This window comes from Streptomyces sp. NPDC006140, from assembly GCF_040628815.1.
Lineage (GTDB): Bacteria > Actinomycetota > Actinomycetes > Streptomycetales > Streptomycetaceae > Streptomyces.
On sequence record NZ_JBEXTS010000011.1, the window covers coordinates 267,921 to 293,796 of the forward strand.

Consider the following 25,876-nt stretch of genomic DNA (forward strand, 5'->3'; position numbering starts at 1 on the left):
CCCCTGAGGGTCACCCCGCCCCCGACACCTCCGCCTCGCACCGCAGCCGCCGGTCGCCCCCGGTGACCCGGACCGGGCCCGTGAGCGTGAGGTGCGCCGTGTGGCGTACGTCCGTGCTGGACGCGGCCAACCGTAGTTCCAGGGCGCCCGGTTCGACCACCTTGCGACCTGAACGGTCGGTGAACGCCGAGAGGTCCGTGTGGAACCGGAAGGTCACCCGGCTCGCCTCACCCGGCGCCAGCTCCACGCGCTGGTAGCCGATCAGGCGCACGTCGGGCCGGGTGACGGAGGCCACCGGGTCGTGCAGGTACAGCTGCACGACCTCCGCGCCCTCGCGGTCGCCCGTGTTGCGGACGGTTACCGAGACGTCGTACGAGCCGTCCGTGCCGATCTCCGCCGGCTCCTCGCCGCCCGTGCCGTCCTCCCACGCGAACGTCGTGTACGAGCGGCCGTGGCCGAAGGGGTACAGCGGGGTCGGGTCGAGGTTGCTGACCTCGCCCGCGAGGCCGAGGGGCGGCTGGAGGTACGTCCAGGGCTGGCCGCCGGGCACCCGGGGGACGCTCACGGGCAGACGGCCCGAGGGGTTCACGCGGCCCGACAGCACTCCCGCGACCGCCGGGCCGCCCTCCTCCCCGGGGAAGAAGGCCTGGACGACCGCGCCCAGCCGGCCGTCCCACCGGCCGAGGGCGTACGGCCGGCCGGTCAGCAGCACCAGCACCACGGGCACGCCCGTCGCGACCAGCGCGTCCAGCAGCTCGCCCTGGACGCCCGGCAGCGCGAGGTCGCTCGCGTCGCAGCCCTCGCCCGAGGTGCCCCGGCCGAACAGGCCCGCCCGGTCGCCGAGGACCGCCACGCACACGTCCGCCTCGGCGGTCCGGGCGATGGCCTCCTCGAAGCCGGAGGTGTCCGGGTCCGTCACGTCGCAGCCCGGCGCGAACGTCACCTTGGCGTCGGGGAGTTCGGTGCGCAGGGCGTCCAGGACGGTCGGGATCTCGATGCCCGTCGGGACCCCGGGGTGGTGGGTGAGGACGTGGGACGGGAAGGAGTAGCAGCCCAGCATGGCGAGGGCGTCGGCCGCCCGCGGGCCGACCACCGCGATCCGGGTGTCGGGGGCCAGCGGGAGCAGGGCGTCGGGGTTGTCGAGCAGGACCACCGACTCCTCGGCCAGGCGGCGGGCCAGGATCCGGTTGCCCGTGGAGTCCAGTTCGACCGGGGCGGCCGGTTCCGGGCTCCAGTCCTCGTCGAGCAGGCCCAGTTCGCACTTCTGGAGCAGCACGCGGCGGGCCGCCCGGTCCACGAGTTCCTCGGGGACCTGCCCGGAGCGGACGGCGTCCAGCAGCGGCCGGCCGTAGCAGTTGACCGTGGGCAGCTCGACGTCGATGCCGGCCGCGAGCGCCGCGTGGGCCGCCTCGGCCGGGGTGCCGGCGACGCGGTGCAGGGTGTGCAGGAAGCCGATGCCGAAGTAGTCGGAGACGACCGTGCCGGTGAAGCCCCACTCCTCGCGCAGGAGCCGGGTGAGCAGCTCGGGGTCGGCGGAGGCCGGGACGCCGTCCGTCTCGGTGTACGCGGCCATCACCGAGCGGGGCCCGGCCTCGCGCACCGCCATCTCGAACGGGGGCAGCGTGACGTCCGCGAACTCGCGCAGGCCGGCCCGTACGGGGGCGAGGTTGCGGGCTCCGGCCGAGGAGGCGTACCCGGCGAAGTGCTTGAGCGTGGCCACGATCCCGGCCGACTCCAGGCCCCGCACGTAGGCCGTGGCGATCGTGCCGACCAGGTACGGGTCCTCGCCGATGGTCTCCTCCACCCGGCCCCAGCGCGGATCGCGCACGACGTCCAGGACCGGCGCGAGGCCCTGGTGGACGCCGGACGCGCGCAGGTCGTCGCCGATGCGGCGGGCCATCTCCTCGACCAGCGGGGGGTCCCAGGCGGCGCCCCAGGCCAGCGGGACCGGATAGGCCGTGGCCTGCCAGGCGGTGAAGCCGGCCAGGCACTCCTCGTGCGCGATCGCCGGGATGCCGAAGCGGCCGGCCTCGGTGATACGGCGCTGGGCGCGGGCCAGAGCCTGCGCGCCCAGCGCCGGGTCCACGGGGGCGGTGCCGAAGGAGCGCGTGAGCTGACCCAGGCCGTGGGTGATCAGCTCGGCCCATGCTTCGTCGGAGTGGTCGGCGGTCATGTCGTGCTGGTGCGGAGCGACTCCGCCGCCGTCCGCCGAGGCGCCCACCCACACGCCGTACAGCTGGGCGGTCTTCTCCTCCAGGGTCATCCGGGAGAGCAGGTCGTCGACGCGGGCGGCGGCGGGCAGGGCGGGGTCACGCCAGGGCGCGGTGGTCATGAAGCTCCTGTCGGGTGGACGGACGGCCCTCTCACGAACGGTGCTGACGAGCGCGTGAACCGTGCTGACGGCCGCTTCCCGCACCCGTTTCTACGAATGTTTCGATATACACGTCGAATGTTCCGGGAACCTATGGGGCCCGGAGGACTTCGTCAAGGGGGCCCGCAGGGATACGATCGCCGCCATGACATCCCCGGAGCCGGTTGAAAGCCGGACGCAAACCCGGACGCAGGGGCGCACCGCGCAGACGGCGACGCTCGCCGAGATCGCCCGCGAGGCCGGCGTGTCGGCGCCGACTGTTTCGAAGGTCCTCAACGGCCGGGCCGACGTCGCCCCCGCCACCCGGGCCCGCGTCGAGGAGCTGCTGCGCGCCCACGGCTACCGGCGCCGCCGCGCCGAGGCGACCCGCTCGCCGCTGATCGACCTGGTCTTCCACGAGCTGGAGAGCGCCTGGGCGCTGGAGGTGATCCGGGGCGTGGAGAACGTGGCCCGGGACGCCGGGCTGAGCGTCGTGCTGTCGGAGAGCGCCGGGCGCCTCACCCCCGGCCGGACCTGGGCCGACCAGGTGGCCGCGCGCCGGCCGCACGGCGTGGTCCTGGTCCTGTCGGGGCTCGACGAGTCGCAGCGCGCGCTGCTGACCAGCCGCTCCATCCCGTTCGTGGTGATGGACCCGGCCGGCGACCCGGGGGCCGACGTGCCGTCGATCGGCGCCACCAACTGGCAGGGCGGTCTCGCCGCCACCCGGCACCTGGTCGAGCTGGGGCACCGCAGGATCGGCGCGATCAGCGGGCCGTCGCAGATGATGTGCAGCCGCGCCCGGATCGACGGCTACCGGGCCGCGCTGGAGACGGCCGGGCTGCCGGTGGATCCCGCGCTCATCGCGGGCGGCGACTTCCACCACGAGGCCGGCTACCGGCTGGGCCTGGAGCTGCTGCGCCGCCCGGACCGGCCGACCGCCGTCTTCGCCGGGAACGACCTGCAGGCGCTCGGGCTGTACGAGGCCGCGCGCGAGCTGGGGCTGCGCATCCCCGAGGACCTGAGCGTGGTCGGCTTCGACGACCTGCCGGTGGCTCCCCTGGTCGGGCCGCCGCTGACGACCGTACGGCAGCCGCTGACCGAGATGGCCGAGGCGGCGGCCCGGCTGGTCCTGGACCTCGGGCGGGACGAGGACGCCCCGGCGGCGACCCGGGTGGAGCTGGCGACGAGCCTGGTGGTGCGCAGCAGTACGGCGGCCCCGGCCTGAAAGGCCAGTTGCTGTATTGACGGGTGATGCGGGCGCCTCCACACTGCACCGAAGCCAATCGGTTGCACCACCGAAACTTTCGGAGGCACCGCGATGAGATCGCTGAGATCGGGCTTGCTCACCACCCTGCTGGCCGGCGTCGTCACGGCCGGCTCCCTGCTGTTCACGGCCCCGGCCTCGCACGCCGCCGACGCCCCGCTGCGCGACCTCGCCGCGGCCAAGGGCAAGGCCATGGGCACGGCGGTCACCGGCTCCAAACTCACCGGCACCTACGGCGAGATCGCCGGCCGCGAGTTCAACTGGCTCACGCCCGGCAACGCCATGAAGTGGGGCTCCGTGGAGCCGAGCCGGGGCACCTACGACTGGGCCGAGGCCGACCAGATCGTGAACTTCGCCGAGGCCCACGACCAGCAGGTGCGCGGCCACACCCTGCTCTGGCACCAGCAGAACCCGGGCTGGCTGGCGAACGGCAGCTGGACCCGGGACCAGCTCAGCGCGATCGTCCAGGACCACATCGCGACCGAAGTCGGCCGCTACAAGGGCCGGCTGGCCGCCTGGGACGTGGTCAACGAGCCCTTCAACGAGGACGGCAGCTACCGGCAGACCCTCTTCTACAACACCCTCGGCCAGGACTACATCGCGCAGGCGCTGACCTGGGCCCGGGCCGCCGACCCGAGCGCCAAGCTGTACATCAACGACTACAACGTGGAGGGCGTCAACGCGAAGAGCACCGCCCTGTACAACCTGGTCAAGTCCCTGAAGGAGCGCGGGGTTCCGATCGACGGGGTCGGGCTGCAGGCCCATCTCATCGTCGGGCAGGTGCCCTCGACGATGCAGCAGAACATCCAGCGCTTCGCCGACCTGGGCGTGGACGTGGCCATCACGGAGCTGGACATCCGGATGCAACTGCCGGCGACGCAGGCGAAGCTGACCCAGCAGGCCGCCGACTACAAGGCGGTCATGAACGCCTGTGTCGCGGTCGCGCGCTGCACCGGCGTCACCGTCTGGGGCTTCACCGACTCCGACTCCTGGATCCCGGACACCTTCCCCGGCCAGGGCGCGGCGACCCCGTACGACGAGAACTACCAGCCGAAACCGGCGTACCACGCCATCGCGGAAGCCCTCGGCGGGACGACGACCCCGCCGCCCACGGGCGCCTGCACGGCCGTCTACAGCGTCACCAGCCAGTGGAGCACCGGCTTCACGGGGCAGGTGCGGATCGCCTGCTCGGGGGCCTCGCTGTCGTCGTGGAAGGCGAACTGGACGTTCGGGGCCGGGCAGCGGATCACCCAGGCCTGGAACGCGAGCTGCACCCAGACCGGCGCGACGGTGAGTTGCGCGAACGCCCCGTACAACGGGTCGGTGCCGGACGGCGGTTCGGTGACGTTCGGCTTCAACGGCTCGTGGAGCGGGAGCAACCCGGTGCCCACGGTGACCCTGGGATAGCCGAGGCCGGGAAGTCTGAGAATTTCCGAAGAAAATCGGCCGGGGGACCCTGCTCGTAATAATTCGGACTTATGTTCCTGCCCGTGACGGGACGCGACGGGAACGGGGACGAGGGCAGGGAGGCGGGCCGGCGGTCGAGAGCGCTGCGGATCGCCGGCCTCGCCCTGGCGGCTGCCCTGGTGCTGGGCATCGGGGCGGCGGGCTGGGCCTACTGGCACCTGAACAGCAACATCACCGGCGTCGACATCGACAACGCGCTGGGCGACAACCGCCCGCCGAGGCCGCTGAGCGCCCCGTCGCCCTCGGCCGCGGCGCTGCCCAGTGGAGCCCTCAACATCCTGGTCCTGGGCTCGGACTCGCGCAGCGGCAAGGAGAACCGGCGGCTCGGCGGCGGCGACAGCGCCGGTGCCCGCTCGGACACGGCGATGGTCGTCCACCTCGACGCCGGGCGGACCAGCGCGACGGTGGTGAGCATCCCGCGCGACACCCTGGTCACCCGCCCGTCCTGCCCGCGCCCGTCCGGCGGGTCGACCGCCGTCGCCTACGACTCCATGTTCAACAGCGCGTACGCGGTGGGCGGACCGGTCTGCGCGGTGAAGACGGTCGAGTCGCTGACGAACGTCCGCATGGACCACTACCTGGAGATCGACTTCTCCGGTTTCGCCCAGCTGGTCGACGCCCTCGGCGGCGTCACCGTCACCACGGACGAGGACATCGCCGACGAGGACAGCCATCTCCGTCTGAAGGCGGGCACCCACCACCTCGACGGCACCCAGGCCCTCGCCCTGGCCCGCACCCGGCACGGCATAGGCGACGGCAGCGACCTCGGCCGCATAGGGCTCCAGCAGAAGCTGGTGAAGGCCCTGCTGGAGCAGATCGCCTCCCAGGACCTGCTCACCGACCCGGCGAAGCTGTACCGGGTCGCGGACGCGGCGACCGCCGGCCTCACCACCGACACGGGCCTGGACTCCCTGAGCGAGCTGACCCGGTTCGGCCAGAGCCTGCGGGGACTGTCCGCGAGCAGCGTGCGGACGGTGACCATGCCGGTGGTACGGGCGCCGTCGGACCCCAACCGGGTGGTGGCGGAACAGCCGGAGGCCCGGAAGCTGTGGGAGTCACTGCGCTGACCTGCGCGGACGCCCGCCGGGAAAAGTTTCCGAGAAAAATCCGGCGAGCGTGTCGAGCCGGGGGCCTCCCGATCGACGCAGGGGTGAGAGCGGGGAGAAGCCCGCTCCGGAGAGCCCCGAGGAGTCACCATGCCGCGCTTTCTCACCCTGATCCGCATCGACGAGAAGAACGCCCCCGCCGAGGGCCCGAGCCCCGAGCTCCAGGAGCGCATGGGCAAGCTGCTGGAGGAGATCACCAAGGCCGGGGTCATGCTCGACACGGCCGGGCTCACGCCGACCTCCGACGGCACGCGGGTGACCTGGGAGGGCGGTCGGCTGGCCGTCACCGATGGGCCGTTCACCGAGACCAAGGAGGTCATCGGCGGCTACTCGATCAGCCAGTGCAAGGACAAGGCCGAGGCGATCGAGTGGACCAAGCGGTTCCTGTCCCTGCACGAGGACTACTGGACGATCACCGCGGAGGTCCGGCAGATCGCCGAGGGCTGACCGGTCCTGCTTGGCGGGGCGGCGCCACGGGTGTCTGATGGTGGGCTGTGACACCGCAGCCCACCCCCGGACCCGGCGCCTCCCGGGCCACCCGGGCCGTCGAGACCCCGCAGGTTGTCGAGACTGCCCAGGCCGCCGGGACCGCACAGGTTGTCGAGACCCCTCAGGCCGTCGAGACGCCCCAGGCCACCGGGACCCCTCAGGCCACCGAGACCGCCCAGGCCGTCGAGACATCCCAGGCCGCCGAGACCGCCCGTGCCATCGAGACCGTCTTCCGTATGGAGTCGCCCCGGATCATCGCCGGTGTCACCCGGGTCGTCCGGGACGTCGGAATCGCCGAGGAACTCGCGCAGGACGCCCTCGTCGCCGCCCTGGAGCAGTGGCCCCGGGACGGGGTGCCCGACAACCCGGGCGCCTGGCTCATGGCCACCGCCCGGAACCGGGCCGTCGACCTGGTCCGCCGCCGCGAGAACTACGCCCGCAAGCTGGCGGAGATCGGCCGGGCCCTGCCGGACGCGGCCCCGCCGCAGGAGCCCGCCGACCCGGACGACATCGACGACGACCTGCTCCGCCTGGTCTTCACCGCCTGCCACCCGGTGCTGTCCACCGAGGCCCGTACCGCGCTCACCCTGCGTCTCCTCGGCGGCCTGAGCACGGCCGAGATCGCCCGCGCCTTCCTGGTCCCCGAGCCGACCGTCGCGCAGCGCATCGTCCGCGCGAAACGCACCCTGGCCACGAAGAACACCGCCTTCGAGGTGCCCTACGGCCCCGACCGCGAGGCCCGTCTCGGCTCGGTCCTCGACGTCATCTACCTCGTCTTCAACGAGGGTTACGCGGCCACGGCCGGCGACGACTGGCTCCGCCCGGGCCTGTGCGAGGACGCCCTGCGGCTGGCCCGGGTGCTCTCGGCCCTGATGCCCAAGGAGCCCGAGGTGCACGGCCTGACCGCCCTCCTGGAGTTCCAGGCGTCCCGCACGGCCGCCCGCACGGGCCCCTCCGGCGAACCGGTCCTCCTCAAGGACCAGAACCGCTCCCGCTGGAACCGCATGCTCATCGCCCGCGGCATCGCCGCACTGGGCCGGGCCGAGGCCACTGCCTCCGGCGCCCCGGGCCCGTACCTCCTCCAGGCCGCCATCGCCGCCTGCCACGCCCACGCGTACACGTACGAGGAGACCGACTGGTCCCGCATCGCCACCCTCTACGGCCTCCTGGCCGCCCGCTCCCCGTCCCCGGTCGTGGAACTGAACCGCGCGGTCGCCGTCTCCATGTCCGAAGGCCCGGGCCCGGCCCTGAGGATCGTCGACGCCCTGACCGCCGAACCCGCCCTGCGCGACTACCACCTGCTCCCCAGCGTGCGCGGCGACCTCCTCGCCCGCCTCGGCCGCACGACGGAGGCCCGCGCGGAGTTCCGACGGGCGGCGTCGCTCACGAGGAACGAGCGGGAGCGGGAGCTGTTGCTGCGGCGGGCCGCGGAACAGCCCTGAACGTCAGGCCGGGTGCCCGACAACATCAGGCCGGGTGCCCGACCAGCATCGCCGGTGCGCCCGCCACCCGGGTCAGGAACACCGTCGCCGCGTTCGGGCCCTGCGGCTTGACCTTCTTGCGCAGTTCCTCCGGCTCGACCGCCGAGCCCCGCTTCTTCACCGTCAGGGTGCCGACCTCCCGCTCCCGCAGCAGGGCCTTCAGCTTCTTGACGTTGAAGGGGAGGTGGTCGGTGATCTCGTAGGCCGTGGCGTACGGCGTCGGGTGCAGCGTGTCGGCCGTGACGTACGCGATGGTCGTGTCGAGCAGGCCGCCGTCGACCCGGTCGGCGACCTCGGAGACCAGGTGGGCGCGGATGACGGCGCCGTCGGGCTCGTAGAGGTAGCGGCCGGGCGGGCGGACGCCGGGGTCGGGCAGGGCGCGGGAGAGCAGGGTGCGCGGGCCGGGCAGCAGGGTGGCGCGTACGGCGCCCGGCTCGGTGCCGAACCACAGCACCGCCTCCTTCACGTCCCCGCCGTCGGAGATCCACTCGGCCTCGGCCTCCTCGGGGACCGCCTCGTGCGGGATGCCCGGGGCGATCTTCAGCGCGGCGTGCGGAGCCCGGAGCGCGGCCGACACCGCCCAGGACAGCGGGGGCGAGTAGGCCTCCGGGTCGAAGATCCGGCCGCGGCCGCCGCGCCGGGCCGGGTCGACGAAGACGGCGTCGTAGCCGGCCGTGTCCACCTCCGTGACGTCCGCCTCCCGGACCTCGATCAGGTCCGCGAGCCCCAGCGCGTCGGCGTTCGCCCGGGCCGCCGCGGCCGTGAGCGGGTCCCGGTCCACGGCCAGTACCCGGATCCCGGCGCGGGCCAGCGCGATCGCGTCCCCGCCGATGCCGCTGCACAGGTCGGCGACCGAGGTCACGCCCAGCTCCGCCATACGCCGGGCCCGGTAGGCGGCCACGCTCGCCCGGGTCGACTGCTCCACCCCGTTCGGCGTGAAGAACATCCGCCCCGCGTCCTCGGCCCCGAACTTCGCCGCCGCCCGCTGCCGCAGCCGGGCCTGGCCGAGCGCCGCCGACACCAGCTCGGCGGGGTGTTCCCGGCGCAGCCGGGTCGCGACGGCCAGCTCCCGCGCCGGGTCGGTGTCGCGCACCTCGTCGAGGAGGGCGCGGCCTGCTGGGGTGAGGAGGAGGGCGAGGTCGTTCACCGGTTCATTGTCGGCCACGGCGGCACGGGGGAGGCGTGTGGGCCAGTCGGTGGATGGCGGGCCGCCGGCCGCGGTGTCGGGGCGGGTTCGCGGGGCCCGGCTGCGAGGATCCGGCACCATGCGAGCAGTCGTACGAAATGACAAAAGCCGGGCATCTGGCCGTGTGCGGGTCGGCCTCGCCCTGCTCGCCCTCGCCGCCATCGCCCCGGGCTGCGCGCAGGGCGGCAGCGACCAGGTCACCCCGGCCGGCGGGCAGCAGCCCCTCGACGCGCCCCCGGCCCGCGCGCTCGACTCGTACGCCTCCAAGCTGGGCGCCGCGCACGCCGCCCGGGTCGCCGCCGCGCACCGCTGGGGGCTGAAGGACATCCCGCCGGCCGCCCCGCCGGCCCCCGAGGACAAGCCCAGGATCAGGACCCGCGAGGGCTTCGAGGTGCCGGGTCACCGGGAGTCGGACCTCCCGCCCGTCTTCACCAGGATCCCCACCCGGGACAAGGTCGTCTTCCTCACCATCGACGACGGTGCCGAGAAGGACCGGGCGTTCCTGCGGATGATGAGCGACCTGGACGTCCCCTACAGCGCGTTCCTCAGCGGCTACCTCGTGAAGGACAACCCCCGCTACTTCCGGAAGATGCAGGCCAGGGGCGTGGTGCTGAACAACCACACCCTCCACCACCCCTATCTGCCGGGGCTGTCGTACCGGGCGCAGAAGCGCGAGATCTGCGGCATGCAGCGCTACATGGAGAAGCGGTTCGGCAAGCGCCCCCGCCTCTTCCGCCCGCCCTACGGCAGCTACAACCGGGCGACCCTGCGCGCCGCCAAGGCCTGCGGCATCGCGTACGTCCCGCTCTGGAACGAGGAGGTCTTCGCCGACCGCTGGGAGTACCGCGAGGCGGACCGGGAGCTGCGTCCCGGCGACATCGTCCTCACCCACTTCCGGGGCCCCGGCCAGTGGAAGGGCACGATGCCGGACATGATCCGCCGCTTCCTGAACAAGGTCACGGCCGAGGGGTACGCGGTGGGGCGGCTGGAGGACTACCTGTGAGGCGGCGACCGGCCGCCGCAGCGCTGTGCGCGGGCGTCGTCCTGCTGGCGGGCTGCGCCGGCGCGGCGGACGGGCGCCCGGACACGGCCGACGGCCGGGCCCAGGACCCGGTCCCCGCGGCGAGCCACCCCCTCCCGCCCGTCGTCGACCACGTCCCCACCCGCGACCCGGTCGTCTTCCTCACCTACGACGACGGCGCCGAACGCGACCCCCGCTTCGTCGGCCTCGTCCGCGAACGGCGGCTCCCGGTCAGCATGTTCCTCACCGACAGTGTCGTGGGGCCCGGCTACGGCCACTTCGCCCGGCTGCGCGCGGTCGGCGCGTCCATCCAGAACCACACCCTGGACCACCCCGCCCTGCGCGGCCTGCCCTACGCCGGCCAGCGCGCCGAGATCTGCGGCCAGCAGCACAAGCTCCGCTCCCGCTTCGGCATCCGCCCCCGCCTCTTCCGCCCGCCCTACGGCACCTACGACACGACGACCCTGCGCGCCGCGGCCGACTGCGGCATCACGGCGGTCGTGCTCTGGCGGGCGTCCCTGGGCGCCGACGGCGCTCTGACCTACCGGCGGGGCGGGCCCGGTCTGCGCCCCGGCGACATCGTCTCCGTCCCGTCGGGCGACGCGTCCGCGACCCTGACGGAACGGACGGTGCGACTGCTGCGGCAGATCGAGGGGAAGGGGCTGCGGGTGGGGCGGCTGGAGGACTACCTGTAGGGGCCACTCGACGAGGCCGCCTGGCCGACGCGCCGCTCGCAATTAGCAGTCCGCTTGACCGAGTGCTAATCACGGTCATAGTCTCGGCTCTGGCACTCGACGAAGGAGAGTGCCAACACAGCGACGGGCAGGTCCGGCACCCGCGACGACGGATCCACCTGGTCGCCACCTCAGACAGTTAACCCCGTGAGATCTCCGAAGGGGGAGGTCGGATCGTGACGACCGCCAGCAAGGTTGCCATCAAGCCGCTCGAGGACCGCATCGTGGTCCAGCCGCTGGACGCCGAGCAGACCACGGCCTCGGGCCTGGTCATTCCGGACACCGCCAAGGAGAAGCCCCAGGAGGGCGTCGTCCTGGCCGTGGGCCCGGGCCGCATCGAGGACGGCAAGCGCGTCGAGCTCGACGTCAAGGTCGGTGACGTCGTGCTCTACAGCAAGTACGGCGGCACCGAGGTGAAGTACAACAACGAGGAGTACCTCGTCCTCTCGGCCCGCGACGTCCTCGCGATCGTCGAGAAGTAATTCACCCGAAGCACATTGCTTTGAGCTGCGCCCCTGGCCCCCCGCGACACATAAGAAGCCGGGCGCCCGGGGCGCAGTGCCTTTAACCCAGATTCCGGAAGAGGGCTCACGCTCCCATGGCGAAGATCCTGAAGTTCGACGAGGACGCCCGTCGCGCCCTCGAGCGCGGCGTCAACAAGCTTGCCGACACGGTCAAGGTGACGATCGGCCCCAAGGGCCGCAACGTCGTCATCGACAAGAAGTTCGGCGCCCCCACCATCACCAACGACGGTGTGACCATCGCCCGCGAGGTCGAGGTCGAGGACCCGTACGAGAACCTCGGTGCCCAGCTGGTCAAGGAGGTGGCGACCAAGACCAACGACATCGCGGGTGACGGTACGACCACCGCGACCGTGCTCGCCCAGGCGCTCGTGCGCGAGGGCCTGAAGAACGTCGCCGCCGGCGCTTCCCCGGCCGCCCTGAAGAAGGGCATCGACGCCGCCGTCAAGGCCGTCTCGGACGACCTGCTCGCCTCGGCGCGCCCGATCGACGAGAAGTCCGACATCGCCGCCGTCGCCGCGCTGTCCGCCCAGGACCAGCAGGTCGGCGAGCTCATCGCCGAGGCGATGGACAAGGTCGGCAAGGACGGTGTCATCACCGTCGAGGAGTCCAACACCTTCGGCCTGGAGCTGGACTTCACCGAGGGCATGGCCTTCGACAAGGGCTACCTGTCGCCGTACTTCGTGACGGACCAGGAGCGCATGGAAGCCGTCCTGGACGACCCCTACATCCTCATCACGCAGGGCAAGATCTCCGCCATCGCGGACCTCCTGCCGCTGCTGGAGAAGGTCATCCAGGCCAACGCCTCCAAGCCGCTGCTGATCATCGCCGAGGACGTCGAGGGCGAGGCCCTGTCGACCCTGGTCGTGAACAAGATCCGCGGCACCTTCAACGCCGTCGCGGTGAAGGCCCCCGGCTTCGGCGACCGCCGCAAGGCGATGCTGCAGGACATGGCCGTCCTCACGGGCGCCACGGTCGTCTCCGAGGAGGTCGGCCTCAAGCTCGACCAGGTCGGCCTGGACGTCCTCGGCTCCGCCCGCCGCGTCACCGTCACCAAGGACGACACCACCATCGTCGACGGCGCCGGCAAGAAGGACGACGTGCAGGGCCGCGTCGCCCAGATCAAGGCCGAGATCGAGACCACGGACTCCGACTGGGACCGCGAGAAGCTCCAGGAGCGCCTCGCGAAGCTGGCCGGCGGCGTGTGCGTCATCCGCGTGGGTGCCGCCACCGAGGTCGAGCTCAAGGAGCGCAAGCACCGTCTGGAGGACGCCATCTCCGCGACCCGCGCCGCGGTCGAGGAGGGCATCGTCTCCGGTGGTGGCTCCGCCCTGGTCCACGCCGTCAAGGTCCTCGAGGGCAACCTCGACAAGACCGGCGACGAGGCCACCGGTGTCTCCGTGGTCCGCAAGGCCGCCGTCGAGCCGCTGCGCTGGATCGCCGAGAACGCCGGCCTGGAGGGCTACGTCATCGTCTCCAAGGTCGCCGAGCTCGACAAGGGCAACGGCTACAACGCCGCCACCGGCGAGTACGGCGACCTGATCAAGGCCGGCGTCATCGACCCGGTCAAGGTCACCCGCTCCGCCCTGGAGAACGCCGCCTCCATCGCCTCCCTCCTGCTCACGACCGAGACCCTGGTCGTCGAGAAGAAGGAAGAGGAGGAGCCGGCCGCCGCGGGCCACAGCCACGGCCACTCCCACTGAGGCACCGACCTCTGACGGAAGCCCCCGTACCGCCGAGCGCGGAACGGGGGCTTCCCTCGTGCCCGGGCAGGGTCACAGTTCCAGCGGGTCCAGCGCCCCGAGCTGCTGCATCAGCCCCAGCCGGTCGTACTGCCACCAGCCCTCCGCGATCTTCCCGTCCGGCGTGCAGCGGTGGATGGTCGTCCCGGTCATGGTGACGTCCTTCCCGGTCGGCGGGATCCCGAGGAACTCGCCCTTGTGGTGCCCCCGCCAGGTCCACCGGGTGCACACCCGGTCACCCTGCGCCAGCTGGTCCTCCACCGTGAACGAGAAGTCGAACCCGCCCCGCCAGACCTCCAGCTCGCGCCGCACCGCGTCCAGCCCGATCACGTCCTGCACATTGGCGGGATCGTGGTCGTGGTAGCCCTCGACGAACACGTCGTTGAGGGGCGGCGCGCCACCCTGGCCGGGCGCCAGCTCGAAGAACCGGCGCGCGGTGGCCGCGTTGAGCTGCTCGTCCCGCACCACGTCGAGATCCGTGAAGGTGGGCTCCTCGTCGCAGAGCGCCACCATCTCCTGGAAGATCCGGTCGGTCTCCGGAAGCCCGGAGTTCCGCATCGCGTCCTCGTACGACGGGAACTCCACGATCTCCACGATGTGCGAGGCGTCGGCCCGGTCCTTCGCCACCACACTGTGCGTCGCGGTCCGCTTCCCCTTGGTCTGCTCGACCCACCGGTCCATCAGCCGGTTCATCTCGTCGAGCCGACTGGTCCTGCATTCGATGAGCTGTACGAAGGTCATGGCCTCGCCTCCGGCCCCCCTGGGTCCGGCTGAACAGCACCATTGTCCCAACGAGGACCGCTCGTCGCCTCCTGGCCTTTGGCATCATGACCGCATGCTGTGGGGGAAGCGGTGGGAACGGTCGGTGGCCGCGGGGCGGGACGTCTGGCTGGCCGTCACCGGCGACCACAACCGTCTCTTCTTCACCCGGCAGGTGCGCTCGGCGTACTGGGAGCAGGTCCGCAGGATCGCCCCCGCCGAACTGCTCGGCCGCGAGCGGGAACTCGCCGAGCTGGCGGCCTTCTGCACCGCCGACTCCGGCCCGGCGTACGCCTGGTGGCGCGCGGAGGCGTGGGCGGGCAAGACGGCGCTGCTGTCGTGGTTCGCGCTGAACCCGCCCGCGGGCGTCAGGATCGTGCCGTTCTTCGTCACGGCCCGCCTGGGCGCCCAGAACGACGTCGCGGCGTACGTCGACGTCGTACTGGAACAGCTCGCCGAACTGGCCGGCGAAGACCTGCCGGCCCTGCTGACCAAGGCGACCCGCGAAGCCCACCTCCTGCACCTGTACAGGGCCGCCGCCCGCGCCTGCGCCGAACGCGGCGAGCGCCTGGTCCTGCTGCTCGACGGCCTGGACGAGGACCGCGGCGTCACCACCGGCCCCGAAGCCCACAGCATCGCCGGCCTGCTCCCCGCCCTCCCGGAGTCCGGCATGCGCGTCCTGGTGGCGGGCCGGCGGAACCCGCCGCTGCCGGTCGACGTGCCGGAGGACCACCCCCTGCGCGACCCCGCGATCGTCAGCGCGCTCGCCCCCTCCCCGTACGCCCGGACGATCCGCGCCGAGGCGGAACGCGAGCTGAAGCGCCTGATCGAGGCCGGCGGCCTGGAGTACGACCTGCTGGCACTGGTGACAGCGGCGAACGGCGGCCTGACGGCCGAGGACCTGTCCGCGCTGACCGGGGAGGTCCCGTACCGGGTGCGGGACGTGCTGCGCACCAGGGCGGGGCGGACGTTCGGCGTCCGGCTGAACGTGTACCTCCTCGCTCACGAGGAGCTGCAGCGCCGGGCGCTGGACATGCTCGGCACCGCCGAACTCGACCGCCGCCGGGCGCGACTGCACGCCTGGGCGGACACCTGGCGGGACCGGGGATGGCCGGACGGAACGCCGGACTACCTGCTGGCGGGCTACTTCGGGCTCCTGCGCGAGGCACGGGACCTGCGGCGCGCGGTCGACTGCGCCGTGGACGCGGTACGCCACGACCGGATGCTCGACGTCACCGGCGGCGACGCGGCGGCCCTCGCCGAGATCCGCAACGCCGAGGAGATGGTGGCCGAGGCGGGCGTACCCGACCTGACGGACCTGGTCCGGCTCTCGCTGAGACGGGAGGAACTGGAGCACCGCAACGACTCCGTCACCCGCACCTTCCCCTGGGCCTGGGCCGTCCTCGGCCGGGTGCGTCGCGCGGAGGCGCTCGCGCGCAGCATCCCGAGCCTCGACTGGAGGGCCATGGCGCTGGCCGACGTCGCGGCCGTGGTGCTGGACGCCGGTGAGCATGCCGAGGCCGTGCGGCTGCTGGAGGAGGCGGAGCAGGCGGCCGAGCGGTACGCGTTCGACTACGACATCGACGAGGAGCGGGACCTCGCCCTCGTGGAGGTGAGCCGCGGCTGGGCGAAGGCCGGGCTGTTCGACCGTGCCGAGAGCCTCGTCACCACGGTGGCCGGCGTCGACCTGCGCGTGGACCTGCTGGTCGACCTCGTCCGGTCCCTGGTGGCCGCGGGGGCCTTCGACCGGGCCGGGGAGCTGTGCCGTCGGCAGGATCACGACCTGGTACGGGGTCTCGGTCTCGCGGCGGCGGCAGCGGCTCTGACGGAGGCGGGCCACCTCGACCGGGCGAAGGCGCTGGCTCAGCACGCGGACCACGCGGCACGGCCCCTGGTGCTGGCGCGGATCGCCGGAGTGCTGCGACGGACCGGACGGGAAGGCGGGGCCGAGGCTCTCCTCACGGCGGTCGAGGCCGCACTGACCCCGTCCGACCTGCTCATCGAGGTCGTCGAGGCGCTCGCGGATCTCGGCGAGTTCGACCGGGCGGAGCGTGCCGCCCTGTTGCACGACGATGCCGCCGCGCGCGGATGGGCGTTGCGAGGGGTCGTCCGGGCCCTGGCGGCGACGGGTGACGGGGCGCGCGCGGAAGCACTGGCCGAGCGGATCGAGCACCCGGCCGTGCGCTCGGGCGCGGTGCCGGCGATCGTGGAGGGGCTGGCGGAGGCGGGGGCCCACGAGGAGGCCGAGCGGCTGGCCCGCGACCTCACCGACGAGGAGGCCCGGGACACGGCCGTGCGCGCCGTCGTCGACGCGCTGATCCGGGCGGGGGAGACGGACCGCGCGGAGCGGCTGGCCGGGGAGGACACGGCCACGGAGCCCGGCGCGGTCGCGCTCTGCGGCGTGATCGAAGGGCGGGCTCGAGCGGGTGAGCTGGACCGGGCCTTCGAGATGGCCAGGTCGCTCGGCTCGACCGACGGCCACGAAGCGCTCGTCCGCGGCGCCGTGGTGTCCGGCCGCGCTCCCGACGAACTGGCCGAGCTGGTCGCTCGGGCGGAGACCGAGATCCGGCGCTCCGGGCGGGGCGGGAGTCTTCACCCGGCGCACACCGCGATCATCCTCGCCGAGGCAGGGCTCGGCGACGCCGCACGGGCCGTGCTGGACCGGGTGGGCGTACCCGCCCTGGTGGACCCCGACGACCCGGGTGAGCAGGTCTGGGCGGGACGGATGGCGCAGGCGCTGGCGCATGCCGGCCGATTCGACGCCGCCGAGGAACTGGTCCGTAGGCTGGGCAACCGTCCCGGCGGTGCCTTCGCGCTCACGCCCCTGATCGAGCGGCTGTGCGCGGCGAAGGAGTTCGACCGGGCCCTCGCCTTCGTGGCGGGCCTGGACGACCGCCTGCGCGATCACCCGCGCGCCGAGATCGCTGTCGCACTGGCCGACGCCGGGGCGGTGGAACAGGCCGTCTCACTCGCCCGCGACGTGACGGACGCCGGTCTCCGGGCGCGCTGCCGGGCCCGGATCGCGGTGGCTCTCGCCGCCGCGGGCGACCGGCAGGCGGCCGAGGACGCCTTCGCTGAAGCCGTGTCCCCTGGGGAGCGCCACACGCTCTGGGTGGCCCCCGACCTCCTCCGCGCCTATTTCACGCTCGGCAGGACCGAGGAGGGGGAGCGACTGCTGGCCCGGCTCGACGACGGCCCGCCCGGATTCAGCACCGCGGTCGTCAGTGCGCTGGTGGAGGCCGGGGAGTACGAGCGCGCACGGGAACTGACCCGTCGCCCGGGCTGGGAACGGAACCAGGCGCTTCTGGTCACGATGCTGGTGGAAGCCGGCCGGCCCGCCCACGCCGAGGAAGTGGCTCGCGCTCTCGACGCGGCCGACGCGCGGCCCGCGGACGCACCGGCCTCCGCTCTCGTCCGGGCATGGGTGGCGCTCGCCCCCGTCGTCGAGCCCGCCCGCGGTCGGGCGCTGGTCGCCCGGGCCCTGCGGCACGAGACCCTCCAGGAGGTGCTGCCGGCCATCGTCCGCCTGGAGCCCGAGGCCGTACCGCTGATCGTCGACGTGCTCGGCCGGTCGACGCGCTACGACCGGCCTACTGCGGCCCGTACTTCCGCCCCGTCTTAGATGAAACCGCCCCCAGCACCCCCCGCGGCACCAGCTTCGCCGCCCCCATCAGCGCCTTGTACCTCGGGTCCGGAATGGACAGCGTCTTGCCGCGGGCCAGGTCGTGCAGCGCCGCCGCGACCAGCTTGTCCGCGTCGAGCCACATCCAGCTCGGGATGTTGTCCGTGCCCATGCCGGCCCGCTCGTGGAACTCCGTGCGGACGAAGCCGGGGCAGAGCGCCATCAGCCGTACGCCGCTGCCGGCCAGGTCGCGGGCCGCGCCCTGCGTGAACTGCACGACCCACGCCTTGGACGCGCCGTAGGTGCCGCGCGGGACGAACGCGGCCACCGAGGCGACATTGACGACACCGCCGCGGCCGCGCTCCCGCATGGCCTCCGTCGCCGCCGAGGTCAGCCGGAGCACCGCCTCGCAGTGCACCTTCAGCATCCGCAGCTCGTCGGCCATGGGCACCTCGAGATAACGGCCCTTGTTGCCGAAGCCGGCGTTGTTGACCAGCAGGTCGACGGGGTTCTTGCGGTCGCCCAGGCGGTCGGCCACCGCCTCGATGCCCTTGTCCTCGGCGAGGTCGGCCGTCAGCACCTCCGCCTCGATGCCGTGCCGGTCGTGCAGCTCGGTCGCCTGTTCCCTCAGCCGCTTGGTGTCGCGGGCGACCAGCACCAGGTTGTGCCCGTCGGCCGCCAGTCGCCGCGCGAACGCGGCTCCGATGCCTGCCGTCGATCCCGTAATCAGAGCCGTTGTCATGGCAGAAGGTTAGTGACCTGGACTGTCCACGTCCGCTTCCCCGCGGGGCCGTCCGGGGTGAAGGGTCGGTGGAGACCGGCGTGGTGAGCCGTCGTCAGGCCCCGTGTTCGTCCACGTACTCCCGCGCCGTCCTCAGCAGCTCCGGGTGCAGCGCCTCGCCGGCCGCCAGCAGCCGCGGCAGCAGCGTCCGCTCCGTCGTCACCGCCCGGAACTGCAGGGCCACCGTCACGTCGTGGTCCGGCCGGTGCACGATCTCGACCGGGTCGCCCGCGCGGATCTCCCCGGGCTCGATCACCCGCAGATACGCCCCCGGCGCACCCCGCTGCGTGAACCGCTTCACCCAGCCCTTCTCGCCCAGATGGCCCTGGAACGTGCGGCACGGGATCCGTCCGGAGGTGACCTCCAGCACCACCTCGGGCCCGATGCGCCAGCGCTCGCCGATCCGCGCGCCGGACACGTCCAGGCCCGCCGTCGTGAGGTTCTCGCCGAACGCGCCGTCGGCCAGGGTCCGGCCCAGCTCGCGTTCCCACTCGTCCAGGTCCTCGCGGGCCATCGCGTACACCGCCTGGTCGTTGCCGCCGTGGTGCTCCAGCTTGCACACCGCGTCCCCGGCCAGTCCGCTGCCGCCGATGCCCTTGGGCCCGGGCGCCGACACCCGCACGGGCCCTGCCACCGGCCGCTTGTCGATCCCGGTCACACCCTCGGGGTTGTCCGTGTACGGCACAGGCTCGGCACGGCCCAGATTCACCGACAGAAGCTTCATGCCCGCACGGTAAGGGACCGGGCCTCAAAGCGTCGACGCATTATTCGGTACATTGGCAAAGGGTCACTTATCACCGACGTATCCTCGAAGGGTGATCGAAGCTCGTCACCTCCGCGTCCTGCGTGCCGTCGCGGCCACCGGTTCCTTCTCCGCCGCGGGCCGCGAGCTGGGCTGCACGCAGCCCGCCGTCAGCCAGCAGATGAAGGCCCTGGAGACGTCCGTCGGCACCCCGCTGCTGATCCGCACCGGACGCGAGATGCGCCTGACCCAGGCCGGCGAGGCCCTGGTGCGGCACGCCGCAGGGATCCTCGCCGGGCTCACGGCCGCGGAGGAGGAGGTCGCCGCCATCGCCGGGCTGCGCGCGGGCCGGGTCCGGCTGGTCTCCTTCCCCAGCGGCAGCTCCACGCTCGTGCCCACGGCCCTCGCCGCCCTGCGCGCGGCGCACCCGGGCACCCGCGTCTCCCTGGAGGAGGCCGAGCCCCCCGCGTCGGTTGGCCTGCTGCGCGAGGGCGACTGCGACGTGGCACTCGCCTTCCGCTACGAGGGGGCGGCGGGCGCCGGGGAGTGGGACGACCTCGTCGTACGGCCCCTGCTGACCGACCGGCTCGTCGCGCTCGTGCCGGAACGGCACCGGCTGGCGGGCGCGGAGTCCGTCGCCATCGGGGAACTGGCCGAGGAGTCGTGGATCGCGGGCTGCCCGCGCTGCCGGGGTCAGTTGGTCGAGGTGTGCGCGGCGGCCGGATTCACCCCGCGCATCGACTTCGCCACCGACGACTACCCGGCGGTCGTCGGCCTGGTCGGGGCGGGACTCGGCGTGGCCGTGCTGCCCCAGCTGGCCGTCGAGTCGGTGCGGCCCCGGGGAGTACGCACCGTGACGCTTGAGCCGGCGGTGCGGCGGGAGATCGTCGCGCTCACCCTGCCCGACCTCGCGCAGGTCCCGGCGGTGTCGGCGACCCTCGACCAGCTGGCGCGCGCCGCTCGCCGCTAGGGCCCTGGCGCGGCCCACGCGCGTCAAAAACCAGCCCACGCGCGTCAAAAACCAACGGCACGCGTGCGCGTGCCTGTCTTGCAGAAACGTTCCTTCAGTTGTTCGAGGCGGCGTGTCCGCCGGATGTCGACGCCGACACCAGCCGGTTGCGCGCCCGCCCCATGAGCTCTTCGCGCTCGTCCTCGGTCAGTCCGCCCCACACGCCGTACGGCTCGCGCACCGCCAGCGCGTGGGCAGCGCACTCGGCACGCACCGGGCACCTCATGCAGACCTCTTTGGCCGAGTTCTCGCGAGCACTCCGGGCCGCACCGCGCTCGCCCTCCGGATGGAAGAAGAGCGAGCTGTCCACCCCGCGACAGGCAGCCAGCAGCTGCCAGTCCCACAGGTCCGCGTTCGGTCCGGGAAGGCGGGAGAAATCTGCCATTACGTGACCCCTTGTAGCCGTTCTTGGCGGATCCGGTGTCCATGACCGTACAACTACGATCTAAGGAGATGAAAATATGACTCATTGCGAATCTAGCTCCAGACACTGCCAAAGCGGAAGAAATGGGTCTGAATGGGGCATAGGTTGTGATGAAAGTTCGAGGGTCTGGAGCGCATATCTGCACCGTGTCCGTGCCCTCACGTAGAGTGCCGAAGATGGCAGCCGGCCCCGTAACTCTTTCGAGTGACCGTCGTTGAGAGTGCGAGGCGGTTGAAGGAACAAGCGCTCGGGCGGGCGTCCGAGACGGTCGACCGCACAGGTGACGATTTCGTACCAGCCTGGAGGCTCAAGGTGACGCGCATCAGCTGCGGAGGGCGGCCATGACTTCCGTCCTCGTCTGCGACGACTCCCCGCTTGCCCGAGAGGCGCTCCGCCGCGCGGTCGCGACCGTGCCCGGCGTCGAGCGCGTGACGACGGCGGCCAACGGCGAGGAAGTCCTCCGCCGCTGGGGGGCCGACCGCTCGGACCTGATTCTGATGGACGTACGCATGCCCGGACTGGGCGGCGTCGAGACGGTCCGGCGGCTGCTGTCCGCCGACCCCGGTGCGCGCATCATCATGCTCACCGTCGCCGAGGACCTGGACGGTGTGGCGCTCGCCGTCGCCGCCGGTGCCCGCGGCTATCTGCACAAGGACGCCTCCCGCGCGGAACTGCGCGCGACGGTGACCCAGGCCCTGGCCGACCCGACCTGGCGGCTCGCCCCGCGCCGGCTGCGCTCCGCCGAGATGGGCGCCGCGCCCACGCTCACGGCGCGTGAGATCCAGGTGCTCGAAGGCATGAGCCACGGCCGTTCGAACGCGGAGATCGGCCGCGAGCTGTTCCTCTCCGAGGACACCGTCAAGACGCACGCCCGGCGCCTGTTCAAGAAGCTCGGCGCCTCGGACCGGGCCCACGCCGTGGCGCTCGGCTTCCGGTGGGGTCTGGTGCGCTAGGGCCTGTCCTTCGGATCGGGCCGGCTTCGGCGCGCGGCATCCGGCGCGGGCCGGAGAGCGGGGGCACGCGGATGCCCCCGCGCGAGCCGTACGCGCGCGTGCGGAAGCCGGCGGCCGGCGACACCGCCGGCGGGGCCCTGCCCCCGCCCGGGCGAGGTCGAGACCCCGGGAGGGTGCGGCCGACGACCCACGTCCCCGGGATGATCCGAACGGCAGGCCCGAGGGGCGACCGCGCAGGTCGTCGCGGTCGCGATGAGGGCACGGAAAGCCAGGTGGGCGGGGTCGGACCGGGGGTTCGCCGGGTGCCCGCTGCTCGTTTCGCCGCGGATGCCGCATCCTTGAGGGTGTGGAGTTCCTCGGGGACGAGTCGGTCGAGCGGAAGGGGAGGGCGCAGGGGATGAGTTCCGGCGCACCTGCTCATAACGCTTCGGTGCACAACAACGGGCGCGGTGCCGCGGACCCGGCGGCCGCAAGGCACCATGGACCGATGCGCGACGACGAGGCGGTCAATGCCCAAGGGGCGATCGGCGCGCTCGTCCACCGCGCCGTCGACGGGGACGAGCAGGCCACGCATGATCTGCTCGCCCATGTCCACCCCCTGGCGCTGCGCTACTGCCGCACCCGTCTGTCCCGCCTCCCGGGCGACGCCCGGCACTTCGTGGAGGACCTCGCCCAGGAGGTCTGCGTGGCGGTGCTCCTCGCGCTGCCCCGCTACCGGGACACCGGGCGCCCCTTCGAGGCGTTCGTCTTCGCCATCGCCGCCCACAAGGTCGCCGACCTGCAGCGCGCGGCGATGCGCCACCCCGGCTCGACGGCCGTCCCGTCCGACGAGATGCCCGAGCGGCCGGACGACTCCCTGGGCCCGGAGGAGCGCGCCCTGCTCAGCAGTGACGCGGAATGGGCCAAGAAACTCCTGGCCAACCTGCCCGAGAACCAGCGGGAGCTGCTGCTGCTGCGGATCGCGGTGGGGCTCACGGCCGAGGAGACGGGCCAGATGTTGGGAATGTCACCCGGCGCGGTCCGGGTGGCGCAGCACAGGGCGCTGAGCAGGCTGCGGGCGCTGGCCGAGCAGTAGGCCTCGGACGGCCCTTCGTTGAACAGGCGGTACGCCGCTTCCGTAGGAACATACGAAGCCCGGTGCGGGCCGGAACCGTGGAATGAGACAGTCGTCCTTCCCGTTAGCATGGACATCCGCACCGATCAAGGCCATTTGGGGAAGGTGTCATGACTGCCAACGTCGACGGAGTGCCCGGTAAATTCGCGACACTCGGGCTGACCTACGACGACGTGCTGCTGCTGCCGGGTGCATCCGAGGTGCTCCCGAACGCGGTCGACACCTCGTCCCGCATCTCCCGCAACGTCCGGGTGAACATCCCCCTGCTGTCCGCCGCCATGGACAAGGTCACCGAGTCGCGCATGGCGATCGCGATGGCCCGGCTGGGCGGCGTCGGCGTCCTGCACCGCAACCTCTCCGTGGAGGACCAGGTCAACCAGGTCGACCTGGTGAAGCGGTCCGAGTCCGGCATGGTCACCGACCCCATCACGGTGCACCCGGAGGCCACGCTCGCCGAGGCGGACGCCCTGTGCGCCAAGTTCCGCATCAGCGGCGTCCCGGTCACCGACCCGGCCGGCAAGCTCCTCGGCATCGTCACCAACCGCGACATGGCCTTCGAGACGGACCGCTCCCGCCAGGTGCGCGAGGTCATGACCCCGATGCCGCTGGTCACCGGCAAGGTCGGCATCTCCGGCGTCGAGGCCATGGAGCTGCTGCGCAAGCACAAGATCGAGAAGCTGCCGCTGGTCGACGACGCGGGCGTCCTCAAGGGCCTCATCACCGTCAAGGACTTCGTCAAGGCGGAGAAGTACCCGAACGCCGCCAAGGACGCCGAGGGCCGCCTGCTCGTCGGTGCCGCGGTCGGCGCCAGCCCCGAGGCGCTGGAGCGCGCCCAGGCCCTCGCCGAGGCCGGTGTGGACTTCCTGGTCGTCGACACCTCCCACGGCCACAACAGCAACGCCCTCAGCTGGATGTCGAAGATCAAGTCCAGCGTCTCCGTCGACGTGATCGGCGGCAACGTCGCCACGCGTGACGGCGCGCAGGCGCTCATCGACGCCGGTGTCGACGGCATCAAGGTGGGCGTCGGCCCCGGCTCCATCTGCACCACCCGCGTGGTCGCCGGCATCGGCGTCCCCCAGGTCACCGCCATCTACGAGGCGTCCCTCGCCGCCCGTCCGGCGGGCATCCCGCTGATCGGCGACGGCGGCCTGCAGTACTCCGGCGACATCGGCAAGGCGCTCGCCGCCGGCGCCGACACCGTGATGCTGGGCAGCCTGCTCGCGGGCTGCGAGGAGTCGCCCGGTGAGCTGCTCTTCATCAACGGCAAGCAGTTCAAGTCGTACCGCGGCATGGGCTCGCTCGGCGCCATGCAGTCCCGCGGCCAGGGCCGGTCGTACTCGAAGGACCGCTACTTCCAGGCGGAGGTCTCCTCCGACGACAAGCTCGTGCCCGAGGGCGTCGAGGGCCAGGTGCCCTACCGCGGCCCGCTGGCCAACGTGCTGCACCAGCTCGTCGGCGGCCTGCGCCAGACCATGGGCTATGTGGGCGCCGCCACCATCGAGGAGATGGAGTCCAAGGGCCGCTTCGTGCGGATCACCTCCGCGGGCCTCAAGGAGAGCCACCCGCACGACATCCAGATGACGGTCGAGGCGCCGAACTACAGCACCAAGTGACCCGCACGCGCGCGTGAGGCTCGGACAAGGGCGGTCCCGGACGCACCGGGGCCGCCCTTGTCGTACCCGTCGGCGATACTGGAAGACGCTGAAACGCATCAGGGAAAGGCCACCAACGTGACTGAGATCGAGATCGGGCGCGGCAAGCGCGGCCGCCGGGCGTACGCCTTCGACGACATCGCCGTCGTCCCCAGCCGCCGTACGCGGGACCCGAAGGAGGTCTCGATCGCCTGGCAGATCGACGCCTACCGCTTCGAGCTGCCGTTCCTGGCCGCCCCCATGGACTCGGTCGTCTCCCCGGCCACCGCGATCCGCATCGGCGAGCTGGGCGGCCTCGGCGTGCTGAACCTCGAGGGCCTGTGGACGCGGTACGAGGACCCGCAGCCGCTGCTCGACGAGATCACCGAGCTGGACGCGGAGACCGCGACCCGGCGCTTGCAGGAGATCTACGCCGCGCCGATCAAGGAGGAACTGATCGGGCAGCGCATCAAGGAGGTGCGCGACTCCGGCGTCGTCACGGCCGCCGCGCTCTCCCCGCAGCGCACGGCCCAGTTCTCCAAGGCCGTCGTCGACGCGGGCGTGGACATCTTCGTCATCCGCGGCACGACGGTCTCCGCCGAGCACGTCTCCGGTTCGCACGAGCCGCTGAACCTGAAGCAGTTCATCTACGAGCTGGACGTCCCGGTGATCGTCGGCGGCTGCGCCACGTACACCGCAGCCCTGCACCTGATGCGCACGGGCGCGGCGGGCGTCCTGGTCGGCTTCGGCGGCGGCGCCGCGCACACCACGCGCAACGTGCTGGGCATCCAGGTCCCGATGGCCACGGCCGTCGCCGACGTCGCCGCGGCCCGCCGCGACTACATGGACGAGTCGGGCGGCCGGTACGTGCACGTGATCGCGGACGGCGGTGTCGGCTGGTCCGGCGACCTGCCCAAGGCGATCGCCTGCGGCGCCGACGCGGTCATGATGGGCTCCCCGCTGGCCCGCGCGACCGACGGTCCGGGCAAGGGCCACCACTGGGGCATGGAGGCCGTGAACGAGGAACTGCCCCGCGGCAAGAAGGTCGCCCTCGGCACGGTCGGCACGCTGGAGGAGATCCTCACGGGCCCGTCCCACACGCCCGACGGCTCGATGAACCTCTTCGGCGCCCTGCGGCGGGCCATGGCCACGACCGGCTACAGCGAGCTGAAGGAGTTCCAGCGGGTCGAGGTGACGGTGGCGGATTCGCAGCACCGGCGGTAGTCCGCCCGGCGTCCTCACGCAGAGAAGGGCCTGGTCACTCTGGGGAGTGGGCGGGCCCTTTCGCATACCCAAAATGACTTGGCCGGGCGCGTGTGCCGAAGGGGGGCGCACGGTTGCCTTTGGGCCGTTCGGGTCGGTGAGGTGACGAGCCGTTCACCGGGCCACTGGGCGGCGTCGTGGAAGGGGGCGCCCATGGGTCGCCACCGCAAGCCCACCCGCTGGGACCGACTCCGTCTTCGGATGGTGCAGTGCCGGG

The 25,876-nt window shown here is 72.5% G+C and carries 21 protein-coding genes; 15 read left to right on the top strand and 6 right to left on the bottom strand.

All coding sequences use genetic code 11. From position 1 onward, the window contains the following. Positions 1-10: 10 nt before the first annotated feature. Positions 11-2,332, bottom strand: coding sequence for a glycoside hydrolase family 3 N-terminal domain-containing protein (locus tag ABZ386_RS27685; RefSeq protein WP_351337521.1), 2,322 nt, complete (start codon positions 2,330-2,332; stop codon positions 11-13). A 184-nt stretch (positions 2,333-2,516) separates the two neighbouring features. Between ABZ386_RS27685 and ABZ386_RS27690 the strand changes: the two genes are divergently transcribed. From ABZ386_RS27690 to ABZ386_RS27710, 5 genes are all read left to right on the top strand, one after another. Further along, positions 2,517-3,575: a LacI family DNA-binding transcriptional regulator gene (locus tag ABZ386_RS27690; protein WP_351337518.1), complete on the top strand. Its 1,059-nt coding sequence runs from the start codon at positions 2,517-2,519 to the stop codon at positions 3,573-3,575. 93 nt (positions 3,576-3,668) lie between these two features. Continuing rightward, positions 3,669-5,021 (top strand): endo-1,4-beta-xylanase, encoded by a 1,353-nt coding sequence (locus tag ABZ386_RS27695; RefSeq protein ID WP_358966270.1) that lies wholly within the window; start codon positions 3,669-3,671, stop codon positions 5,019-5,021. Between the two features lie 71 nt (positions 5,022-5,092). Then, positions 5,093-6,148: an LCP family protein gene (locus ABZ386_RS27700; RefSeq protein ID WP_356672955.1), complete on the top strand. Its 1,056-nt coding sequence runs from the start codon at positions 5,093-5,095 to the stop codon at positions 6,146-6,148. Positions 6,149-6,277: 129 nt separating this feature from the next. After that, complete coding sequence (locus ABZ386_RS27705) at positions 6,278-6,634, top strand: YciI family protein (protein ID WP_351337509.1); 357 nt, start codon at positions 6,278-6,280, stop codon at positions 6,632-6,634. A 260-nt stretch (positions 6,635-6,894) separates the two neighbouring features. After that, the gene (locus ABZ386_RS27710; RefSeq protein ID WP_358966322.1) at positions 6,895-8,118 is read left to right on the top strand and encodes an RNA polymerase sigma factor; all 1,224 of its coding nucleotides are present in this window, start codon (positions 6,895-6,897) and stop codon (positions 8,116-8,118) included. Positions 8,119-8,143: 25 nt separating this feature from the next. Here the strand turns inward: ABZ386_RS27710 and ABZ386_RS27715 are convergent, their stop codons facing one another. Beyond that, positions 8,144-9,304: an SAM-dependent methyltransferase gene (locus ABZ386_RS27715; RefSeq protein WP_356614475.1), complete on the bottom strand. Its 1,161-nt coding sequence runs from the start codon at positions 9,302-9,304 to the stop codon at positions 8,144-8,146. A 163-nt stretch (positions 9,305-9,467) separates the two neighbouring features. Between ABZ386_RS27715 and ABZ386_RS27720 the strand changes: the two genes are divergently transcribed. The 4 genes from ABZ386_RS27720 (at position 9,468) to groL (ending at position 13,322) form a co-directional block, all read left to right on the top strand. Continuing rightward, entirely contained in the window at positions 9,468-10,346 is an 879-nt protein-coding gene (locus ABZ386_RS27720; RefSeq protein WP_355715505.1) for a polysaccharide deacetylase family protein, read from the top strand. Next, positions 10,343-11,059: a polysaccharide deacetylase family protein gene (locus tag ABZ386_RS27725; RefSeq protein WP_351337500.1), complete on the top strand. Its 717-nt coding sequence runs from the start codon at positions 10,343-10,345 to the stop codon at positions 11,057-11,059. Before ABZ386_RS27720 ends, ABZ386_RS27725 begins: the two co-directional genes overlap by 4 nt. Positions 11,060-11,271: 212 nt before the next feature. After that, entirely contained in the window at positions 11,272-11,580 is a 309-nt protein-coding gene (gene groES, locus ABZ386_RS27730; protein ID WP_031119986.1) for a co-chaperone GroES, read from the top strand. Between the two features lie 116 nt (positions 11,581-11,696). Beyond that, positions 11,697-13,322 (top strand): chaperonin GroEL, encoded by a 1,626-nt coding sequence (gene groL, locus ABZ386_RS27735; RefSeq protein WP_351337496.1) that lies wholly within the window; start codon positions 11,697-11,699, stop codon positions 13,320-13,322. 72 nt (positions 13,323-13,394) lie between these two features. Here groL and ABZ386_RS27740 read toward each other — a convergent pair whose 3' ends face one another. Next, positions 13,395-14,102 carry an ester cyclase gene (locus ABZ386_RS27740; RefSeq protein ID WP_355715509.1) on the bottom strand — a complete coding sequence of 236 codons (708 nt, stop codon included), beginning with the start codon at positions 14,100-14,102 and terminating at the stop codon, positions 13,395-13,397. 94 nt (positions 14,103-14,196) lie between these two features. Between ABZ386_RS27740 and ABZ386_RS27745 the strand changes: the two genes are divergently transcribed. Continuing rightward, entirely contained in the window at positions 14,197-17,742 is a 3,546-nt protein-coding gene (locus ABZ386_RS27745) for a hypothetical protein (RefSeq protein WP_351337491.1), read from the top strand. Here ABZ386_RS27745 and ABZ386_RS27750 read toward each other — a convergent pair. Both ABZ386_RS27750 and ABZ386_RS27755 read right to left on the bottom strand, forming a co-directional pair. Then, on the bottom strand, positions 17,711-18,484 hold the full coding sequence (locus ABZ386_RS27750) for an SDR family oxidoreductase (protein WP_031119981.1): 774 nt from the start codon (positions 18,482-18,484) through the stop codon (positions 17,711-17,713). The genes ABZ386_RS27745 and ABZ386_RS27750 overlap by 32 nt on opposite strands. Before the next feature lie 94 nt (positions 18,485-18,578). Then, on the bottom strand, positions 18,579-19,247 hold the full coding sequence (locus tag ABZ386_RS27755; protein ID WP_351337487.1) for an MOSC domain-containing protein: 669 nt from the start codon (positions 19,245-19,247) through the stop codon (positions 18,579-18,581). Positions 19,248-19,338: 91 nt separating this feature from the next. On the opposite strand from ABZ386_RS27755, the gene ABZ386_RS27760 reads away from it, so the two are divergent. Continuing rightward, positions 19,339-20,235: a LysR family transcriptional regulator gene (locus tag ABZ386_RS27760; RefSeq protein ID WP_351337484.1), complete on the top strand. Its 897-nt coding sequence runs from the start codon at positions 19,339-19,341 to the stop codon at positions 20,233-20,235. Between the two features lie 94 nt (positions 20,236-20,329). Here ABZ386_RS27760 and ABZ386_RS27765 read toward each other — a convergent pair whose 3' ends face one another. Next, positions 20,330-20,659 carry a WhiB family transcriptional regulator gene (locus ABZ386_RS27765; RefSeq protein ID WP_031119978.1) on the bottom strand — a complete coding sequence of 110 codons (330 nt, stop codon included), beginning with the start codon at positions 20,657-20,659 and terminating at the stop codon, positions 20,330-20,332. Between the two features lie 380 nt (positions 20,660-21,039). Between ABZ386_RS27765 and ABZ386_RS27770 the strand changes: the two genes are divergently transcribed. From ABZ386_RS27770 to ABZ386_RS27785, 4 genes are all read left to right on the top strand, one after another. Beyond that, entirely contained in the window at positions 21,040-21,651 is a 612-nt protein-coding gene (locus tag ABZ386_RS27770; RefSeq protein WP_003948568.1) for a response regulator transcription factor, read from the top strand. Between the two features lie 487 nt (positions 21,652-22,138). Next, positions 22,139-22,726: a sigma-70 family RNA polymerase sigma factor gene (locus ABZ386_RS27775; RefSeq protein WP_010036508.1), complete on the top strand. Its 588-nt coding sequence runs from the start codon at positions 22,139-22,141 to the stop codon at positions 22,724-22,726. Between the two features lie 149 nt (positions 22,727-22,875). Beyond that, positions 22,876-24,378: an IMP dehydrogenase gene (guaB, locus tag ABZ386_RS27780; RefSeq protein WP_114254823.1), complete on the top strand. Its 1,503-nt coding sequence runs from the start codon at positions 22,876-22,878 to the stop codon at positions 24,376-24,378. A 117-nt stretch (positions 24,379-24,495) separates the two neighbouring features. After that, on the top strand, positions 24,496-25,620 hold the full coding sequence (locus tag ABZ386_RS27785) for a GuaB3 family IMP dehydrogenase-related protein (protein ID WP_114254824.1): 1,125 nt from the start codon (positions 24,496-24,498) through the stop codon (positions 25,618-25,620). The last annotated feature ends 256 nt before the right edge of the window (positions 25,621-25,876 follow it).

Bases quoted from the DNA above. Each gene is read 5' to 3' on its own strand.
- ABZ386_RS27685 (WP_351337521.1), bottom strand. From the start codon at position 2,332: ATGACCACCGCGCCCTGGCGTGACCCCGCCCTGCCCGCCGCCGCCCGC.
- ABZ386_RS27690 (WP_351337518.1), top strand. From the start codon at position 2,517: ATGACATCCCCGGAGCCGGTTGAAAGCCGGACGCAAACCCGGACGCAG.
- ABZ386_RS27695 (WP_358966270.1), top strand. From the start codon at position 3,669: ATGAGATCGCTGAGATCGGGCTTGCTCACCACCCTGCTGGCCGGCGTC.
- ABZ386_RS27700 (WP_356672955.1), top strand. From the start codon at position 5,093: ATGTTCCTGCCCGTGACGGGACGCGACGGGAACGGGGACGAGGGCAGG.
- ABZ386_RS27705 (WP_351337509.1), top strand. From the start codon at position 6,278: ATGCCGCGCTTTCTCACCCTGATCCGCATCGACGAGAAGAACGCCCCC.
- groL (WP_351337496.1), top strand. From the start codon at position 11,697: ATGGCGAAGATCCTGAAGTTCGACGAGGACGCCCGTCGCGCCCTCGAG.
- ABZ386_RS27740 (WP_355715509.1), bottom strand. From the start codon at position 14,102: ATGACCTTCGTACAGCTCATCGAATGCAGGACCAGTCGGCTCGACGAG.
- ABZ386_RS27745 (WP_351337491.1), top strand. From the start codon at position 14,197: ATGCTGTGGGGGAAGCGGTGGGAACGGTCGGTGGCCGCGGGGCGGGAC.
- ABZ386_RS27750 (WP_031119981.1), bottom strand. From the start codon at position 18,484: ATGACAACGGCTCTGATTACGGGATCGACGGCAGGCATCGGAGCCGCG.
- ABZ386_RS27755 (WP_351337487.1), bottom strand. From the start codon at position 19,247: ATGAAGCTTCTGTCGGTGAATCTGGGCCGTGCCGAGCCTGTGCCGTAC.
- ABZ386_RS27765 (WP_031119978.1), bottom strand. From the start codon at position 20,659: ATGGCAGATTTCTCCCGCCTTCCCGGACCGAACGCGGACCTGTGGGAC.
- ABZ386_RS27770 (WP_003948568.1), top strand. From the start codon at position 21,040: ATGACTTCCGTCCTCGTCTGCGACGACTCCCCGCTTGCCCGAGAGGCG.
- ABZ386_RS27775 (WP_010036508.1), top strand. From the start codon at position 22,139: ATGCGCGACGACGAGGCGGTCAATGCCCAAGGGGCGATCGGCGCGCTC.
- guaB (WP_114254823.1), top strand. From the start codon at position 22,876: ATGACTGCCAACGTCGACGGAGTGCCCGGTAAATTCGCGACACTCGGG.